Source organism: Pedobacter quisquiliarum (assembly GCF_014642175.1).
Lineage (GTDB): Bacteria > Bacteroidota > Bacteroidia > Sphingobacteriales > Sphingobacteriaceae > Pedobacter > Pedobacter quisquiliarum.
Genome location: NZ_BMIL01000003.1, coordinates 84,806 through 103,863, shown reverse-complemented (window position 1 = coordinate 103,863; position 19,058 = coordinate 84,806). Strand labels below are relative to the sequence as shown.

The window sequence follows — 19,058 nt, the reverse complement described above, 5'->3', positions numbered from 1 at the left end:
ACTAAATCAAAGATTATTTTTTGCCCTGCAGGGCAATTCCTTGTATTAAAGCCGCTTAAAAACTAATTTAGCACTCTAACCTTTAGAGCTCCATTTTCTTTATGAAGAAACTACTATTCCTATGTGCATTTTCGCTAACTGGCTTCCTTGCTGAAGCCCAGGTTGACGGCAGCTTTAACAACTCAGTTAATGTTAGTGCCTTCGGGATTATGCAGGTGCCTAAAATTCAGAACAACTCCAAAAAAGATAACTACATCAATACATCGCTGAATGCAGTCTCTTTGAAGTTTAACGACAATCAGATCAGCTACCGCTTGTCGGGAAGCTACATCAACGATGATATTGATGTCATGGAATCTGACAATGGCAGCGGCAATATTCAGGATTATAGCATTAAGATGGGCTTTGAGAAGAATTTCAACTACGGCATAGTCCAACCCTATTTCGCAACAGATCTTGGCTATCGTTCCCATGAATTTGAGGGTGTCATCAATGCAGGAAATAGTACGAAAGTCACAAAACATGGCTTTACCTTAGCACCAGGTTTTGGCTTGAAATTGAATGTCTTGCGCCAGCTTACGTTTTATGTAGAGGGAAATGTGGAGTTCTTTTACTTTCAGAACAAGTTTGAAAATACACCTCCAGGCAGTACGGACAGGAGCATTAGTAAAAACTACCAGTCCCAATTCTTGCTGAACCCACTGAACACCGGTTTGCAATTCCATTTCGGAAACAACCGCTAGTAGGGATCTACGTCAATTTGTATGATCACGCCCTTAAAAGCGGGATCTACATTTACCTGAAGTATGGTTTCGGTGATCAGGTTTTTGACCTTCTGGATTGCCGTTTCCTTCTCTGCTTTAACGATGATCTGCATCAGGTAGTAATTGCGGACTCTGGACACCAATGGTTGTTCAGGGCCTAGCACGCGCTTGCCAAGTTGTGCACGCAAGCCATTCGCCAGCATTCTTGAAGCAAAATTTAAGACATCCGGATCTTTATGTTTCAAGTTGAGGAATATCAGTCTTGAAAACGGCGGATAGTTGAACTGCTTTCTTTCCGCTATTTCATCTTCAAACATATCTTCATACCGGTTCTCGACAACCTGCTGAATGATGCGGTGATTGTCATCATAGGCCTGGATATCCACTTTACCTTGCTTTTCACGTCTCCCTGCACGGCCGGAAACCTGCGCAAGCAGCTGGTAACTTCTTTCAAAGGCCCTAAAATCAGGATAGTTCAGTAGCGTATCGGCGTTTATAATTCCAATCAGACTTACGTTGTCGAAATCCAATCCCTTGGCGACCATTTGTGTTCCGATGAGGATATTGGTCGTACCATCCTGAAAGTCGCTGATGATCTTCTGCAGGCTGTTTTTAGTTCGTGTGCTGTCTACATCGAGGCGTACGATCCGGGCATCAGGGAACAATAGTGCAAGCTCCTCTTCCACCCGCTCCGTGCCGAAGCCTTTCTGCTCAATGTGCACAGAACCACAAGCCGGGCAGATGTTTAGGGTATTCTGGTGGTAGCCACAGTAGTGACAATGCAACTTGCCACTGCTCTTATGGAAGGTTAAGCTGACATCACAGTTTACGCATTTCGGTGCAAACCCACAGGTTGCGCAGATGAGAATGGTTGCGTAACCACGACGGTTCTGAAAAAGGATAACCTGCTCCTGCTGCTCCAGACAGGCCTGGATATCGTCGATCAGCACGCTTGAAAAGTAAGAAACCATTTTCTTACGCTTGGTTTCCTCTGTTAGACTTACCACCTGGTGTACCGGTAGTTCAACACCACTGAAGCGATCTTTTAACGTCACCAATCCATACTTTTGTGTAAGTGCATTGTAGTAGCTTTCAATTGATGGGGTGGCTGAGCCAAGAATAACTTTCGCCTGGTGGAGATGCGCCAGATAAACCGCGCAATCCCGGGCCTGGTACCTTGGCGCTGGCTCATGCTGCTTGTAGGAAGCTTCATGTTCCTCGTCAACAACGATGAACTTAAGATCTTGAAACGGGAGAAAAACGGCAGACCGGGCGCCCAGGATAATCTTGAAGGTGCCATTAAGTACTTTATTCCAGATTTCGACACGCTCAAAGTCGTTGAATTTGGAGTGATATACGCCTATTGCATCACCAAAATAATGTTTAATCCGTTCTACGATCTGTGTTGTTAACGCAATCTCCGGCAGCAGGAATAAGGCCTGTCCACCGTTAGCGATCGCTTCTTCAATCAGCTTAATGTAGATCTGCGTTTTACCAGATGCGGTTACGCCGTATAGGAGCACAACCTCCTTCGTCTGGAAGGCTTCATGCACACCTTCGATGGCCTGCGTCTGAGCGGCTGAAAGTTCATAGTTGCGAATCTCTTCGGTGTCTTCCAGGGATAGACGACTAACCGGCTTCTTACGCTGTACAAAAATATCTTTATCGATAAGCGACTTTATAGATGCTTGTCCACAATCACTTTGCGCGAGGATGTCTGCCTTTAATACTTCTTTATTCGATTTGGACAAGTGTATCAGCGCCAGCAGTGCGTCCAGCTGTTTGGGTGCACGTTCCAGTATTTGAAATAACTCCTTCAGCTTGTCTTCATTCTCGTAAGCGGAGTTTAAGGAGATGAAGGTTTTTAGTAAAGGACGGTATTTCTCCACCACTTCTTCTGCTACATAAACCAGGTCTTTGGCGAGTAATGACTTTACCAGGGAGATGACTGTTTTCTGTCCTAATATCTTCGCGATTTCTGCGATGGTAAGTTTTTCCTGCTTTTTAAGAAATTCGATGATGAGCTGCTCTTTGTCTTTAAGGACCGCACCTTCGAGGTCAGCATCTGTCTTCAGGACAATGATGGTCTCACTGGCGAGTTTTAGCCCCGCAGGGAGTGCTGCAGTCATGATCTCCCCTTCATTACACATGTAGTAGGTAGACATCCAGTTCCAGAACTTAAACTGATTGGCATTTACAACTGGAAAGGCATCGATAACGTCAATGATGTATTTAGCAGCATACACCTGAGGTGCATCTGTTGTAATGGATCGGATAAGCGCGGTGTAGATCTTGTTTTTACCAAATTGAACGATGACTCTTTTACCGGGTGCAACCTCCTCGTTCATTTCAAAAGGCACACGGTAGATGTAGTTCTTGGAAAGTGAAAGTGGTAGAATGACTTCCACAAACAGGGTTTCCCGCTCCTGGAAATTGAGATCAAAGTTCTGCTCCATTTAATTTTTCTTTGCTGCTGTAAAGAACAACATCATCCAACCGAGTATAAAGAAGAGGCCACCTACAGGCGTGATCGGCCCGATGTAAGAAGCGATTTCAAGCTGGTGGATTGCCTTTGTTGACAGGATGTATAGCGAGCCAGAAAAGAAGATGATGCCAATGCTGAAGAAAATATGTGCGAGCCTGGTCAGCTTCGTCTGTTCTTTAATGTTGGAAAGAAACAGTAAGGCAAAGACATGGTAGAACTGGTATTCTACACCTTTGGTCCAGGTGGCGAGTGCTGTTTCACCTATACTCTCCTTTAAACTGTGTGCGCCAAAAGCACCTAGAATCACAGCCATGACGCCAAATACGGAAGCGGTTAAAACTATATTTTTGTTCATGTATCGCGCTTGATAAGCTGCCTAAATTAAGAAAACCGCAGCAGTATCTCTGTATTCCAACTATTAAAATTAAATTTGCTTACACACTGATGAAGAAAATATATATCATACTAGCAGCCTTAGTTATTGTAATATCTGGGATGAGTTACATGTATTTCTCAGCCTTGAACAAAGCGGGCGTGCAGGCCGACATGAGCCTGGAACTTGTAAGCAAAAATGCTGCGTTGGTTTTCAGCTTTCAAAACGATAAGAGCGTACGCAATATTATAGATGGCCAGGACTTGCTGAGCAAGCTTATTGGCGAGCAGAAGACGGAAGCACTTAAGGACTTAAAAGGCAACCTGGATCGGCCGGAGACCACAAGCCTCTTCCAAGGTCAGGATATCTTTCTGGGCCTCTACCCTGCCGAACAGAAAAAACTGGAGTTGATGATCGGTGTGCAACTTCATCCGGAGGCAACCGACAAGATGGTACAAGCACAGTTTCAACGCGTTGGCTTGACCCTGAAGCCTTATGCTTCCTATTTTCAGGTGCAGACCGGCGACCACACCTTCTATATTTTACAGCAAAAACGTGTTGTACTTATCGCAACCGCGTCCTATGTAATTGATAACCTGATTGCTAATCAGAAAACAGATACGCAAAAGGATTTTGTGAGCTTCATACAGAAGAATGACCGCCTGGCGAAGAACAGTCTGGCAAACCTTTATGTTGATTTTAGACAGTTCGGCCCTTTTATGAAGGTGATAACGCCGTACTTCAATCGTGGTGAACTGGCTATTCTAAACAGACAGGAGGCTTTTGCGAGACTAAGTTATAACTTCAGTAAAGAGAAGGTCTTCTTCAGCGGGGAAACAAAGGTTGTCAATGCCGACAGCTACTTCTCCCTTTATGCGGAGCAAAAGCCGGAGAAGCTTTCTATTGATAAGGTGCTTCCGGCAAGTACGGCAACTTACACGCTTTATGCTTTTGGCAACTATAAAGTGTTCCATAAACAGTTACAGAACTGGTTTAAGACGATAAAGGAAGATAAACGCATCCGGCAGAACATTACAGCCATTAATGATAAGTATCGTTTGAATCTGGACGACATCTTCCTAAGATATACCAACACGCAGGCCGTAACTTTTCAGCTGCAGAACAAGCAAAAGCTTGCAGCAGTTCAGTTGAACAGCGGAGAAAAGCTGGAGCAGTTGCTTCTTGATCTTAGCGATGATTATGATGGTGAGATCAGGTTATTGAAAGAGCCTGATTTGCTGTACTACTATTTTGGGAGCCCCTTTAAAAGCTTCAAAAAGCCTTACTACCTGATCATAAACAACTACATCATTCTTGCGCTCTATCCAAGCTCCCTGATTGATTTCAGGAACAGCTATCAGAATAATCAACTGCTAACGCTGGATAAGACGTACACCGCAGTATTCAGCCAGCTGCCAACAAGCTCAAACATCTTATTCTATCTGAATTATAGAAAAGCGCAGAACCTGATGATCAATACCATATATCCGGAGTTCTATGATCATACCCGTTCAAAGAATGGGCTGAAGGCTTTTGATGCTTTTGTTTACCAGCTGGGTGGCGATCAGGGCAGTTTTCAGACGAACATCCTTTTTACGACAAAATCGGCAGAAGTGAACGCCGAAGCGGCAAAGGTAGATCTGGACAGCTTAAGGCTGGATAATTAGAATGGTTTCTTTTTAGAAACGGTAATCATGAAATCCTTAAGGTAAAATGGTTCGAAGTAGGCGACATCTTCGAAAGCACCGGCCTGAAAACGTTGGTAAGCCAAGCCCGACATATTCGCTGCACTGTTGAAATTATCTCCAAGGAATGTTGCGTTTGGGTTTGCGATAACTGGCTGGCATTTTAAAGCGCCATCTCCGATAAAGGTAATTTTGGAAGCCCTCAATTCAGGTGCATAGGAATTTTCATCTATGATCTTCGCGCTTACTGGCTCCAGTTCGTCCCCCATTGGAGAATACAGCGCCGTATAAACCTCTAAACGTCTTGCATCGATCATTGGACAAACCAGGTCATTGAAATCCGGATTTGCATTTAGGAAACCATCAGCCATCATTTGTATGGTATCAACAGCGATAAGTGGTTTATCGAGCCCATAACAAAGACCTTTGGCCGTAGAAACACCTATTCTGAGGCCCGTATATGAACCAGGACCTTTACTCACCGCAACAGCACTTAAATCCGTATACTGAAGGTCGGCTTGTTTCAGCACCTCGTCGATAAACAAGGTTAGAGAACCCGCATGAAGGTTTTGACCGGATGCAATTTTAAGCGTGCTGGTTTTACCGTCCATTGAAATTGCCGCCGAACAGTATTGTGTAGATGTTTCGATTTGTAGAATGGTAATCATAAGGCAAAGGTATGTTTATTATGGCACAGGATCATGTCCATGTTTACCCCATGGATGACAGCGACCGATGCGCTTCAGCGTAAGCCAGCCGCCTCTGAATGGGCCGTGCTTTTTAATTGCTTCCACGCCATATTGCGAGCATGTCGGTGTGAATCTGCAGTTTGACCCGAGCAATGGTGATATAACCAGCTGATAGATCCTGATCAGCGTCAGGAATATCCAGGAGATTACGGCTTTAATTACCTTGATCATTTTTTACATTGCTGAGGAGTTTCTTTAAAACGGCGCTGAGTTTTTTTTCTATGAAGCTGAATTCGTATTTCTGCTTGCCAACGAACTGTAGGGAAAGCAGCAAAAGCCCATTGTTTTCTGGCAGCAATTCATAAAGTCCATCTTGTTTTTGCAGGCGGTAGGCCTCTCGAATGCGGCGCTTTAGCAGGTTGCGATCCACGGCGTGTTTGTAGCGCTTTTTAGGGACATTGATGACAACCTGCACAGGGAATGCGGCTGTTTGATCAACAAAGCGGTAGGAAACGCGAAAGGGGTATAATAAAAAAGAAGAACCGTTTTTAAATAGCAGATCTAAATATTTCCTGCTACATAACCGTTCTTCTTTATAAAATTTCTTCATGCTTTGATCGCAATAGTACAGATACGAATGATCTGCGTTACACTATGCGTGCTGCAATCAAATTATGCTTTGTGACGACGCTCGTCAGAAACTGATAATTTCTTTCTTCCTTTTGCGCGGCGAGAAGCTAATACTCTTCTACCGTTTGCTGTAGCCATTCTTTCGCGGAAGCCGTGTTTATTTCTTCTCTTTCTTTGCGAAGGTTGGAATGTTCTTTTCATAACTGTATGATATCTTAACTGTATTTTTTAAATAAGAAGTGCAAATATAGTTTGATTTTATTTTAAATGCAAATAGATTGATAAGCCTGTTTACAATTTATCTGATTTATATGCCCAATGCGGCCTTTAACTTCATATATCCGCCTTTACTTACGGGCAGCCACAAGCCCGATTTGAGCAGTACAACATAGTTTTCCTTCTCTTTAAGTTCTATTTTCAGTACCTGATTAAGGTTGATGATATAGGAACGGTGAACGCGTATAAACTGTATAGGATCTAAGGTATTTTCGAAGAAAGACATGGTTTTATTCTTGAAATAATTGCCTTCATCGGTGCTGATTTTCACCTGATCGTCGTCCGCCTCCAGGTAGTGGATATCTGCTGTCGGTATGATCTTGATGCTCCGGTCGACCTTTACGACCACACGGCTCCGCTGTGCAGGGTTTCCAGGCGTATTTAACAATTCGGAAGTGTCATTTCCATCGTTTTTATTTTTATCGATCACCTTTTTTACGGCTTGGTCGAACCGCTCCTTCTCTATCGGTTTGAGCAGGTAGTCGATCGCATTTACATCGAAGGCTTTCAACGCAAACTCATCGAAGGCCGTTGTGAAGATAACGGCGGGCCTGCGCTCCACGAGTTCAAGCATTTCAAAGCCACTGATCTTAGGCATCTGTACATCAAGGAAAATTAGATCGGGTTCGAATTGCGCAATGGCTTTTAAACCGTCGAATCCATCTTTGCATTCCGCGATAATTTCAATTTCAGGATGATCAGCCAGGTAGTATCTGATGATATCTCTTGCAAGTGGCTCATCATCAATTAAAATAGTCTTTATCATGTTGAGGAATGCTAATGGTTGTAATAAATGTTTTATCCGCAGTTGCTTCGGTATGTATCAGTTCATTGTCTGCAAAGAGCAAATATAATCTTCTTCTAATTGCAGACAAGCCAAAGCCGGTGCCACCGTCGGTTTTCACGGCTGGATCGTATGGATTCTTAACAGTTACTTTCAACAGGTGGTCAACGAGGCGCACATCCACAGCTATGGTTATGGCTTCAGAAGTGTTATAAAGGCCGAATTTGATTGCATTTTCGATTACAGGCTGCAGGATTGTTCCGGGCAGTCTTTGTTCAAGGCTGGCGTCATCAACCGTAATTTCGACGTTCAAGCGGTGACTGAAGCGTACTTTTTCGATATCCAGATAAAGTTGAATATACTCCATTTCTTCTTCTACGCTCACCCATGTGTCGTCATCACGTTTCAGCGTACCACGAAGAAAAGCAGCAAGTTTAGTGATCATGGTTCCTGCTTCTTTTGGATTTACAATGGTTAGCGCGAAAACGGAGTTCAAGCTATTGAAGAGGAAGTGTGGCTGCAGTTGGTGGCGAAGTTTGTTCAATTCTGCTTCTTTAGCGAGGTTTTGTACCTGATAGAATCGCTCCTGCATATAAGCTTGTTCTTCCAGTTTATACCACAGGATATTCGCAAGCGCACAGAAGGCCAAAATGACAAAGAATATTAAAAACCTTACAGGTAGTGATAAGGCGAGAAAGATCTGATAACCGGCGTTGGGAATGAATTTGTCTAACGTTACATGATCCAGGCTTAGCAGGATGATGGTCATCAATAAAGAGATAAACAGCACATAAAGGGTTGCCTGCTTTTTGGGTTGATAATAGCCAAGAATATTACTGATGACGATGCAGGCAAGTGCAAGCAGGATATTGGTGATGACAGCATCAATAGCGGAATTTCGAAGCTCCAGATGCAGTACATAATGAAATAAGACGAAGTTGAGCGCCGTCCAGCCGAGTAGAATGGGAATCGCAATCTGCTGGACCTTTTTCAGGGATAAAGGTCTGGTGGTCATACGTTAGAAGTTTCTGATGTCAACACCGCCGAATAGTGCGACGCCTTTCAGCACTACCACTTTACGAACCTCACCCTGATATGGGGATAGTGCTCTTTTGTCGTCTATACCGCCAAATACGGCAGTGACTTCGTTTTTAACTTCCCATGTTGGTGGGATGATGATTTTTACGCCCCCAAAGATGGCAATGACATCAATAATGATGGTGCCTTCGAAGTTCGCTTGCGTTAAGTTTAAGTCGCAACCTCCAAAAATGGAGACTACTTCTCCACCTTTCAAGTTCTTGGATACAATATTCTGGTGTGCGCCACTAAAAACATTTACAGAATCAATGACGTCGAACTCCGCTGTTGGCGGCACATACTGGGTGCCGTCCGGATTTAGCTGTTCGTAGCTTGATGTTGTATCGGTAATGGGCATTGTACCCGTAAAATCCGTCGAATCTTGCTTGAAGCGTTTCCTCCAGGGCCTGCTGGTTTTAGGAGAAAAGATAAGGTATAAACCCAGGATGGTTAATCCTAATGGTAAGGCGAACCTGCCGAAGTTCAGGTCTGTGATGTCTTGTAGGGTGAAGTAACCGCCGATCAGCACGAGTGCAAGCCAGCCGCCACCAGTAAAATTTCGTTTCAGGCCTATGATCACGCCTAGCGCTAATAGGAAAACATGCCAGCTAAATAGCCAGTCGAACATGTAGATGCCAAAATTCTTGAGGAGAATATTAACACCAATCAGAACGATTAGCAGTCCCACGCCTACCCTGTAATTTTTGTTGTTGTTTTTTGTTCCGTTGTAAGTTTCCATGATCTTTGAATTATGAATCAAATGTAGATCAGCGTGATCGCTATACATATAGCGCGGCGAGGAACAAAAGGGAAGTACCGGTAAACACTGGGTATTTACCGGTAAATGAATTTATAAATTGGGCTTAGATTTTAATAAGTCGCGAATTTCGCCCAGCAACACTTCTTCCTTAGTTGGCGGAATCACAACATCTGGAGCAGGAGAAGCCTCTTGTTTACGCTTCAAAGTGTTGATGGCTTTAACCATCAAGAAGATGATGAAGGCAAGAATTAAGAAGTTTATGACCTCCGTAGCAAAGTTACCCCATGCAAACACGGGCCCTACTGCACGGGCTTGTTCAAGAGAAGCGTTCGGATGCGCTTCCACGAATGTTCTTACCTTCTCATTTAGTGGAACAAACATGTTGACGAAACCTTTGTTACCAATTAAAATGCTGATGGGTGGCATGATCAAATCATTCACCGTGGAGTTGACAATTTTACCAAATGCACCGCCGATAATTACACCGACTGCCAGATCAATGACATTGCCTTTTATGGCAAACTCTTTAAATTCTTTAATAAACCCCATAATATTTTTATTTAATTGCGAATCCGTCGCCACTTAAAAGTATAAATTTATAAGACAAAAAAAAATACATTTTAACATAATCCAGCTAATCACAATAAAGGAACACTCTATTAGTTTATATCTTAAACCAAATGCCTATTTTTGGCACGGGTATAAAAATACTTTTGTGCAATATGCTAAAACAACATTTACAACAAAAATTACTTCAGAAACTATCTCCCCAACAGATACAATTTATAAAGTTACTGCAGGTACCTACAGTTGCATTAGATACTCGAATAAAAGAAGAACTTGAAGAAAATCCCGCACTTGAGGATCCAAGCTTAATGGTAGCTGATGAGCCTGTAAGTGAATACGACGATTTACACGATAGCCCAGATGATTTCGACGCGAGCGCGAAAGAAGAAAATACAGATGAATTTAATGTAGACGACTATCTTCAGGATGATAATCAGAATGACTATAGCACGTCCTACAATAATGGTGATGATGATGAGGATAAGAAGGAAACGCCGATAGCGATAGAGAGCACCTTCTTTGAAAGCCTACAGGAGCAATTAGACCTGGTACCTCTGTCCAATAACGACTTTATTGTTGGCAAACAAATCATCGGAAGTCTTGACGATGATGGTTACCTCCGCCGGCCAATAACATCCATGATTGATGATCTCGCATTTTCACAGAACGTGATTGTGGAAGAAGAAGATGTACTTGAAATGCTGAAGGTTATTCAGAGTTTCGACCCTCCGGGCATTGCTGCAAGGGATTTACAGGAGTGCCTTACGCTACAACTTAAACGTAAAGACGCTTCTAACCCAATTATCCAAAAAGCAATTGTCATCGTAGAAAACTACCTGGATGAATTTACACGTAAGCATTACGACAAGCTTGAAAAATCTTTAGGGTTGAATAGTGAAGATCTTAAAGAGGTCATCAACGAGATCCTGCGTCTGAATCCAAAACCTGGAGATTCCAATCAGGTGACCACAAAGCAGCTTCAGGTGATTCCGGACTTTCACATCAGCAATAATGACGGTGTGTTGATCCTGACTTTGAACTCCAAAAATGCTCCGGAGCTTCGAGTTAGCAGGTCGTATATAGACATGTTTGAGCACTATGATAAATCCGCTCAAAAAGATAAAAAACTGAAAGAAGCCGTTCAATTCGTTAAGCAGAAGCTAGATTCGGCGAAATGGTTTATTGATGCGATTAAACAAAGGCAGCAAACGCTTTTGAAGACCATGAATGCGATCATGCAGTATCAATATGAGTACCTGTTGACCGGAGATGAACGCAAAATGCGTCCAATGATTCTGAAGGACATTGCTGATAAGATAGACATGGATATCTCTACGGTATCCCGCGTTGCGAATTCCAAATACGTGCAGACAGAGTTTGGAACTTTCCTGCTGAAATCATTCTTCTCAGAAGCTATCCAAACGGAAAGTGGCGAAGAGGTATCCAACAAGGAAGTGAAGAAGATTCTTGAAGACTGCATCAGCAACGAGGACAAGCGAAAGCCGCTAGCGGATGAGAAACTAACGGATATCCTAAAGGAACGAGGTTACAACATCGCCCGCAGAACGGTTGCTAAGTACCGCGAGCAGATGAACATCCCGGTAGCAAGACTTCGTAAGGAGTTATAAGATATTACCACATTTTCTGTGTACTACGCAGCTTGTACATATTATTCAGCTGGAAGCCAAGAACGAGTTCATGGCTTCCACTTGTATATGACCGCAATCTTGAGGTCGCATAATCATAAGCGTAGGTGATGTTAAAGACATTACTGAAGTTTATTCCGGCAAGCGCCGCAAAAGAATCTCCTTTCCTGTAACTGCCGCCGAGCCAAAAACGATCCCTAAAAACAAACTTAAGGTTCGCATCATAGGAGATCGGAATATTCCCAACTTTCTTTAGCATTACGGACGGCGTTGCGGAAATCTCATCATCAACGAAAAGTTTATAACCTGCAGTCAGGAAATAATGTCCTACTTCCCGCCCCTGGTTATAGTCGGGCGAGAAAGAAAGATTCTGTTTCAGCACCTGCTGCATGGAAGCACCTGCAAAGAACCGCGCGCCGTACAGCCACATGCCCACATTCAGATCTGGCTTCAGCTGCGCTTTGCCAGCATTACTTAATGCGGGATCATTCGGGTCCTCCAGGCTAAGTGCATTGAGATCAATTGACACCCGACGAATACCTACCCCTGTACCAAGGGAGAGATTTAAAGCGTCCTGGAGCTTGAGGTGGTAAGCGTATGTGAGTGTAACATCCAGAAAGGACAAAGGTCCTGCTTTATCATTCATAGCGATAATGCCGATGCCATGGTGCGCAGGAGATGCGGTATAATTCTGCGTATAGTTGCGGCCCATCGGCGGATCACCATTTTCCGGTAAGGAGAGCGCGTTCCTCCACAAGTACTTATCGCCAAGCACCATGTTCGTAGACACAAAGGTCGTAGTCGGTGCGCCGTTGATGCCCTGCCATTGTTGCCGGTGCCCGATCTTCACATCGGTATAGTTCTCCATGCCACTTAATGCAGGGTTTAGCAGGTAATAATTGAAAATATACTGTGTGTATTGCGGTCGTTGTTGTGCCCCGGCAAGACCGGAAATCATGATTAGCAGCAGCACTATAAATCTTCCTTTCATTACCTGATGATGGTTAGTGAGCCGGTTAGATTCTTCTTTCCGTTTCGTGGTGAAATGACGTAATAGTAAGTACCCACTGGCAAAGGTTGGCCTTGGAAGTATCCATCAAAGGGGATTTTGTAACCGACGTTACGGTAAATGACTTGTCCATAGCGGTTAAAAATCTCGACTAAGGCGTTCTCATAGGTATCCAGAAGCTTCAAATTCCATACGTCATTTACGTTATCGCCATTTGGCGAAAAGGTATTGGGAACCTGGAGCTTGTCGACAACTTTCACAAACACCGGTTTTGCAATTGAACAGCCCAGATCTGAATAGGCGGTGACCGTGTACATGGTGCTTTGTTCAGCGGTTACGATGGGATTAACGATATTTGGATCGCTGATGCCAAAAGAGGGGCTCCAGCGGTAAGTTAAATTACCCGTACCTGGTAGGCCATTTATTTTTGCCGTACCTCCGGCCAGCACCTCCACGGTGTCAGGAACAGTAAAATTAGGTTCAGAGATTTCGAAATTGTAAGTGTAGACCTTCAAACGACTATCTTCCGGACAGGGGTTTGTACCAGGATCCAGATCAGCGGTTAAAGTAATTTGATGTATTCCCAAACGATTGTACCTAACAACCCCATTATTGTAGGTGTATTCGAACTGCGTAGCACCATCTTCATTCTTAAATATTCGCGCTGGGGGACTTACCTCGGTAAAATTGAGACTTTGATCTTCGAAACTCCAAGTTAACTTGTTCGCCTTTGCAGGTAGTACAACTTTAACAGATAAAGGTTCATTGATGCAGGCATTTACATCCGTCACGTTCGCATTGACATTTGTTAGGCGTAAATAGTTCTTTATTGCCAGGTTAGTGCCAGCGGAGTAGGCATAGGATTCGAATTCTCCAAATCCGTACGCCATGGCATTGAAGCCTTCATCTGCAGTTAGCGTAAGGCTCCTTTGATTGAGTGTATATTGATTAAACTCAATTTGGATGTAAGAGTAGCTTGGATCTGTAGGCATTTTCTTCCAGACACCTGAAGGGGTCGCACCGTTAATTTTAAAACTGGCAGTGCCGGAAGTTTTCATGAATATGTTAAGAAAGTACTCCGGCGTCCTGTCGAAAGAGGCAAAAAGCGTTATGCGTTTAATGTTATACTCTTCAGGATTGAGGACTACCATATCCGGGTCGCCAAATGTCACCACACCAGGATCTGGGCTCAAATCTGCCTGAACATAAGCGAATTGTGCTACACAAACTGGATTATTAGCCGACAGCAGCAAAGGCTGTGTAAGCGGCAAATTCGCCGGAATGTAAGACCCTCCTGCATTAAGTACCGCCTGTACCTGCCCGTTAATCCTTATCTCCGTATTGTCTTCAGCCGCAACGACTTTATAAAAATAATTTCGGTTAGAAAATGGAATTAAACCGTAGGTCCTACCCCAACTTTCAGTAGGAAATAGTTGTTGAACAAGTGGATCAAAGGAGGTTAAATCCTGTGTAGCATGGTTGAAAGCAATGCCTGAATGACCAGTATACACCGCGAATGTCGAGCAGTTCGTGGATTGTACCTTGGTACCCGAAAATTCCTGGTCGCTGGTAAGCTGATAAACATCACCAGCATCCGGCAATAATGTAGTGACTACCGATTTATCTGGTTTGGTGATTACTATTCGCGTGTTTGGCTCAACTGCTGTCACAATTAAATAGTGTTGCCCTGGAGTTCCATTCTCCTCAAAGTTGGGTACGGGTTTACCTTCATGACCAATTGCATAGTACTCCTGGCCCATTGCTTCCTTTGGTAGAACAATATAGGCCTCTGATCTTGCACTTGCTGATATAAAGGCAAATACGGCAACTTTAGCCTGACCAGGATCCACAACAATATGTATACCTTTATTCTTTATCAGGGTATTTGATAGATTCGGGCTAATGTGCGCCTTGTCATACGGAATGGGAATTTCAACAATTTTATTTGCAAGAACACTGAAATCAACACTACTATCGCCAATTGTCACTTTTCCAGAGCTGTTATTTTGCGCGGTGATGTATATTGACATTTTCGCCAAAGTAGTAGGCGATGTGGAAATATGAGTGGGAAATACGGCCCAGAAGTCCAGTCCCTCATTTGAGGTTGTCTGGCCTTTTGCAGACATTCCATAAAGACAAAAGACGAATGTGATGCAAAAGAGCCAGGTGGTACGCATGTGGTTTAAGGCAGAAGATCTTGCTGTAGCAACTCCTCTATTTTTTTATTTGTCTCCAGGATTTGCTGCGTCAATTCCCTTTTTTCCTGCCGTAAAGAATAGATATCGTATGCCTTTTCGATATGAATCCGTAGTTCGTCTTCCATCCAGGGCTTTTGAATATACTTGTAAACTTTTCCTTTATTTATGGCATCAATAACAGCGTTGATATCTGCAAATCCAGTCATCAAGATACGTATCGGATCTGGAAACTCTTCAAGAATTGATTCCAAAAATTCTATACCGGTCATTACCGGCATGCGCTGATCCGTGAGGATGACATGTATGTCTTCAGTTTCCAATATCTTACGCCCCTCGGCCGCAGATTCTGCAAGGAAGATGTTGAATAAACGCCTGAAGCCAGCTCGAAAAGCGTTTAGATTATGTACTTCGTCGTCGATATATAAAACGTTAATTGGCCTGGCGCTCATTATGCGGGTCGTTTTTGGAGGTTAAAAAAAAGATTAAGTAAATTCATTGTTCGGCTTCAATGCGAGTTTTAAGATATCAATTTCTGACGAAGCATGAATTCGAGCTGGCTATTTACAACCAACAAGTTTTCTGTAAGCTGCTTGTTCTGCCTTCTAAGGTCAAAAACTTCAAATGCTTTTTCCAGATTCTGTCTTAATTCTTCTTCCTGCCAAGGCTTAGTAATGTAAAGGTATACCTGACCTTTATTAATGGCATCAACTACAGCGGTAAGATCTGAATAGCCCGTTAAGAGGATGCGAATGGGGTCCGGATAGGTCTCCAGAATGGATGCGAGAAACTCGACACCCGTCATGTTGGGCATCCGTTGGTCGGTAAGAATGATGTGTATGTCCTCAGCAGCCAGAATTGGCAAAGCCTCCTTACCAGATTCTGCGGTAAATACGTTAAATGTCCTGCGAAAAGAAGCTTTGAAGGCATTCAGATTGTGAACTTCATCATCTATATATAAAATATTGATTTCTTTAGTGTTCATGTGAAATAATGTGGTACAAAAGTGAGTAATTACATCTATAATTGCTAATTCTCTATTAAATTAAACTATTTTTGCGAACATAATTAGAAATTTCAAGCCGTAATCTATTTTTGTCAAAATGTTAACACTCACCAACCTTACCGTGGATAAAGATCTATCCTACGAACCGGAATTCTTTCGAATTTACAATCCACAGGACAGAGACAAGCTAGAAGCGCTGTTGACTTCCAAACCGCACATCAGGATACATGACGAACTGGATTCGCAACTTGATGAATTGATCAAATCAAAGCACCCTAAGAAAAAGCCAGAACCTCAACAAATGCATGCCTTGAAGCTCCTGCATTTAGGTGACCTGAGCATGGAAGATTATGGCGTGTGGGTTTATTATCCTTGGTCTGAACGCCTGGTACACCTGCTTGATGAAGAAGAATTCGTAAGCATGCGCACCAACAGGAACGTTTACAAGATTACACCCGAAGAACGTGATGTACTTGGAAAGCAAATTGTAGGTGTGGTCGGACTATCTGTTGGTCAGTCCGTATCTGTAACCATGGCAATGGAAAGAGGGTTTGGTGAGATCAGGTTGGCAGATTTTGACTTATTGGAGCTTTCAAACTTAAACCGCATCCGTACAGGTGTACAAAGCCTGGGCCTACCGAAAGTAGTGATTGTGGCGCGTGAGATTAAAGAAATTGACCCATTCCTGAAAGTCACCTGCTTCAACGATGGCTTGACGGAAGAAAACATGGATCGCTTTTTCACAGAAGGTGGTAAGTTGAATGTGATTGTAGATGAATGTGACGGCCTTGATATTAAAATATTGCTCCGTCATAAAGCAAAATCTCTGGGGATCCCGGTCGTAATGGATGCAAGTGATCGCGGTACAGTGGATGTAGAACGATTCGACTTAGAGCCAGACCGCCCCATTTTACACGGGCTTATTGAACACCTGGACCATACACAAGTAAAATATTTAAAAACGAACGAAGAAAAAGTACCTTTCCTATTGGCAATGATTGGCGTGGAGACTTTGTCGAACCGGTTGAAAGCTTCGATGATTGAAGTTGGACAATCCATTACCACATGGCCACAGCTGGCGTCAGCTGTAACACTTGGTGGCGCCTTGTGTGCAGATGTGTGCCGTCGGATTATTCTTGATCAATACCATGAATCCGGAAGATACTGGATCGATATTGAAGAACTTATCGGTGATAAAACACCGAAAGCGGATAATGAGTACGAGGTCAAAGATTTAACAGCGGAGCCGTTAACAACGGAGGAAATCGAGAGCGCCATTGCTGCTGTCAAAGTTGACGATCAACAAAGTGTGCAATTAACCGAAGAACAAATCAAGCAGCTGGTATCTGCAGCGCTCTTTGCGCCTTCAGCAGGTAATAACCAGCCCTGGAAATGGGTCGCAAATGCTGGAAAGTTATTCTTGTTCCATGATGAAAAGCACTCCATTTCATGGGGAGACTTTGACAACATCACTTCCAACATTGCTTTTGGGACGGCGATAGAAAATCTAAAAATTGAAGCCGGGCAGCTAAATCTTGAAATGAACTATGCTTTATTCCCAGCCCCTAATCACAAGCGACTTGTTGCTGCATGCTCATTTTCACCTGCACAGGGAACAACCTATTTGCCGGAACTTGCGCCATTAATTACGCAACGACTAACAAACAGAAAACAAGGAACCGGATCAAAGATCGAGGATGAAATCCTGAGAACACTCACCAATGCAGTAGGTTCAAATGGCGGTGCATCCATTCAGATCGTTGAAGACAAGGAAAAAATAGATGCTATCGCGGAAATCGTAGCTGGAGTAGAGCGGGTTCGCTTCCTGCATCCGCAGGGGCACCACGACTTCTACACAAAGGAAGTAAGATGGACAGACGCCGCGGTGCATTCAACAAAAGATGGTCTGGATATCAAATCACTTGAACTCTCAGAAACCGATCGGACCGGCTTGCTTGTTGCAAAAAGTCCAGAGGTTATTAAGCTCCTGAATCGCTGGGGTGGCGGTAGTGCTTTTGAAAAGCTTTCCAGAGATGGTATCAAATCTTCTTCAGCAATCGGGCTGATCACCATGCCAACCTACGAAGCAAAGAACTTTATCAAAGGTGGTGAAGCCGTTCAGCGTGTATGGTTACAAGCCAACTTGCAGAACCTTTCCTTCCACCCAATATCAGCCCCGCTGTTTCTATTTGCCAGGCTAAACCAGGGCAATGGTGCAGAACTTCCCACTGCGGCACGTACTGCGCTAAAGAAATTGCAACAACAGCTCCAGGGCGTTTTCCCGCAGCTTGTGGATCAACAAGGAATTTTCATGTTCAGATTATCATATGCTGACGAAGCCAGCGTACGTTCATTAAGGAAACCATTGGACGAAATCCTCCAAATCATATAACATTCATACAAATGAAATTGACTTTTCGATCTTTTACAGCTGTTAACGACCCTGAAACCTGTGAAGAATATTTAGCCGAACACGTTCAGGTTCTAAAGGATTATGGGATTACGAACATCACAACAAATAACCGTGATTGGATGAGCCTGCCGAATGTACATGGAATTGTTGCCGAAACAGAGGACGGCAAAGTTGTTGGTGGCGTGCGCGTCCACATTGCCGATGGCGTTCATCCCCTCCCAGTAGAAGCAGCGGTGGGTTATATGGACCCGAGGGTAGCCATTGTGATCAACGAATATGCAGAACACGGGACCGGCGAGCTGTGTGGCCTCTGGAATGCAAAGAGCGTTGCAGGTATGGGCATCAGCATCCTCCTTGTTCGTGCAGGAATTGCAATCGTTAACCAGATCGGGCTCTCCTCTTTATTCACGATATGTGCAGATTATACTTTACCAATGGTTCGTAAAGTGGGCTTTATCGTTGAAGATTCACTAGGTAATGCCGGCGAGTTTGTCTACCCTAATGAAAACTACATTGCTCGTGTCCTACGGAAGATGAATGCAGAGACACTTGAAACTGCAGAAGCATTCGACAGAGACCGCATCTTTGATCTGAGAACAAACCCCGTCCAAACAACAATAGAAACCGGCCCAAGGGGCGACATAGAAATTGACTATCAATTAGTGATTCCTAGCTATGCTTAAACACTGGCACTTTTAT

Annotated in this window: 19 protein-coding genes; 5 read left to right on the top strand and 14 right to left on the bottom strand. The window is 43.6% G+C overall.

Annotated elements, in window-relative coordinates:
* The first annotated feature begins 101 nt into the window (after positions 1-101).
* Complete coding sequence (locus IEW69_RS05240) at positions 102-743, top strand: hypothetical protein (protein ID WP_188625782.1); 642 nt, start codon at positions 102-104, stop codon at positions 741-743.
* Here IEW69_RS05240 and priA read toward each other — a convergent pair.
* Together priA and IEW69_RS05230 are read right to left on the bottom strand one after the other, a co-directional pair.
* On the bottom strand, positions 740-3,220 hold the full coding sequence (gene priA, locus IEW69_RS05235; protein ID WP_188625781.1) for a replication restart helicase PriA: 2,481 nt from the start codon (positions 3,218-3,220) through the stop codon (positions 740-742). The genes IEW69_RS05240 and priA overlap by 4 nt on opposite strands.
* Positions 3,221-3,604 (bottom strand): DUF423 domain-containing protein, encoded by a 384-nt coding sequence (locus IEW69_RS05230; RefSeq protein WP_188625780.1) that lies wholly within the window; start codon positions 3,602-3,604, stop codon positions 3,221-3,223.
* Positions 3,605-3,693: 89 nt separating this feature from the next.
* Here IEW69_RS05230 and IEW69_RS05225 point away from each other — a divergent pair, with 89 nt between their 5' ends.
* Positions 3,694-5,289, top strand: a complete 1,596-nt coding sequence (locus tag IEW69_RS05225; protein WP_188625779.1) for a hypothetical protein — start codon at positions 3,694-3,696, stop codon at positions 5,287-5,289.
* Here IEW69_RS05225 and tsaB read toward each other — a convergent pair.
* The 8 genes from tsaB to mscL form a co-directional block, all read right to left on the bottom strand.
* Positions 5,286-5,975 (bottom strand): tRNA (adenosine(37)-N6)-threonylcarbamoyltransferase complex dimerization subunit type 1 TsaB, encoded by a 690-nt coding sequence (gene tsaB / locus IEW69_RS05220; protein ID WP_188625778.1) that lies wholly within the window; start codon positions 5,973-5,975, stop codon positions 5,286-5,288. The two genes, IEW69_RS05225 and tsaB, sit on opposite strands and share 4 nt — an antisense overlap.
* An 18-nt stretch (positions 5,976-5,993) precedes the next feature.
* Complete coding sequence (gene yidD, locus IEW69_RS05215; protein ID WP_188625777.1) at positions 5,994-6,227, bottom strand: membrane protein insertion efficiency factor YidD; 234 nt, start codon at positions 6,225-6,227, stop codon at positions 5,994-5,996.
* Positions 6,211-6,606, bottom strand: coding sequence for a ribonuclease P protein component (locus tag IEW69_RS05210; RefSeq protein ID WP_188625776.1), 396 nt, complete (start codon positions 6,604-6,606; stop codon positions 6,211-6,213). Before IEW69_RS05210 ends, yidD begins: the two co-directional genes overlap by 17 nt.
* A gap of 62 nt (positions 6,607-6,668) precedes the next feature.
* On the bottom strand, positions 6,669-6,827 hold the full coding sequence (rpmH, locus tag IEW69_RS05205) for a 50S ribosomal protein L34 (RefSeq protein WP_008241331.1): 159 nt from the start codon (positions 6,825-6,827) through the stop codon (positions 6,669-6,671).
* Positions 6,828-6,933: 106 nt separating this feature from the next.
* A complete protein-coding gene (locus IEW69_RS05200) occupies positions 6,934-7,668 on the bottom strand; it encodes a LytR/AlgR family response regulator transcription factor (RefSeq protein WP_188625775.1) in 735 nt (244 codons plus the stop codon).
* On the bottom strand, positions 7,646-8,701 hold the full coding sequence (locus tag IEW69_RS05195) for a sensor histidine kinase (RefSeq protein ID WP_188625774.1): 1,056 nt from the start codon (positions 8,699-8,701) through the stop codon (positions 7,646-7,648). Before IEW69_RS05195 ends, IEW69_RS05200 begins: the two co-directional genes overlap by 23 nt.
* Positions 8,702-8,704: 3 nt before the next feature.
* Complete coding sequence (locus IEW69_RS05190) at positions 8,705-9,502, bottom strand: LiaF transmembrane domain-containing protein (protein WP_188625773.1); 798 nt, start codon at positions 9,500-9,502, stop codon at positions 8,705-8,707.
* A gap of 111 nt (positions 9,503-9,613) precedes the next feature.
* Positions 9,614-10,072: a large conductance mechanosensitive channel protein MscL gene (mscL, locus tag IEW69_RS05185; protein WP_188625772.1), complete on the bottom strand. Its 459-nt coding sequence runs from the start codon at positions 10,070-10,072 to the stop codon at positions 9,614-9,616.
* 173 nt (positions 10,073-10,245) lie between these two features.
* Here mscL and rpoN point away from each other — a divergent pair, with 173 nt between their 5' ends.
* Positions 10,246-11,718 carry an RNA polymerase factor sigma-54 gene (gene rpoN, locus IEW69_RS05180; protein ID WP_188625771.1) on the top strand — a complete coding sequence of 491 codons (1,473 nt, stop codon included), beginning with the start codon at positions 10,246-10,248 and terminating at the stop codon, positions 11,716-11,718.
* Between the two features lie 4 nt (positions 11,719-11,722).
* On the opposite strand, the gene IEW69_RS05175 is transcribed toward rpoN, so the two are convergent.
* The 4 genes from IEW69_RS05175 to IEW69_RS05160 form a co-directional block, all read right to left on the bottom strand.
* Positions 11,723-12,727, bottom strand: a complete 1,005-nt coding sequence (locus tag IEW69_RS05175; protein WP_188625770.1) for a PorP/SprF family type IX secretion system membrane protein — start codon at positions 12,725-12,727, stop codon at positions 11,723-11,725.
* Positions 12,727-14,775 (bottom strand): gliding motility-associated C-terminal domain-containing protein, encoded by a 2,049-nt coding sequence (locus IEW69_RS05170; protein WP_188625769.1) that lies wholly within the window; start codon positions 14,773-14,775, stop codon positions 12,727-12,729. Before IEW69_RS05170 ends, IEW69_RS05175 begins: the two co-directional genes overlap by 1 nt.
* A 152-nt stretch (positions 14,776-14,927) precedes the next feature.
* Positions 14,928-15,392: a response regulator gene (locus tag IEW69_RS05165; protein WP_188625768.1), complete on the bottom strand. Its 465-nt coding sequence runs from the start codon at positions 15,390-15,392 to the stop codon at positions 14,928-14,930.
* A 68-nt stretch (positions 15,393-15,460) separates the two neighbouring features.
* Positions 15,461-15,925, bottom strand: coding sequence for a response regulator (locus tag IEW69_RS05160; protein ID WP_188625767.1), 465 nt, complete (start codon positions 15,923-15,925; stop codon positions 15,461-15,463).
* 118 nt (positions 15,926-16,043) lie between these two features.
* Between IEW69_RS05160 and IEW69_RS05155 the strand changes: the two genes are divergently transcribed.
* Together IEW69_RS05155 and IEW69_RS05150 are read left to right on the top strand one after the other, a co-directional pair.
* Positions 16,044-18,338 carry an Rv1355c family protein gene (locus IEW69_RS05155; RefSeq protein WP_188625766.1) on the top strand — a complete coding sequence of 765 codons (2,295 nt, stop codon included), beginning with the start codon at positions 16,044-16,046 and terminating at the stop codon, positions 18,336-18,338.
* 11 nt (positions 18,339-18,349) lie between these two features.
* Complete coding sequence (locus tag IEW69_RS05150) at positions 18,350-19,042, top strand: GNAT family N-acetyltransferase (RefSeq protein WP_188625765.1); 693 nt, start codon at positions 18,350-18,352, stop codon at positions 19,040-19,042.
* The last annotated feature ends 16 nt before the right edge of the window (positions 19,043-19,058 follow it).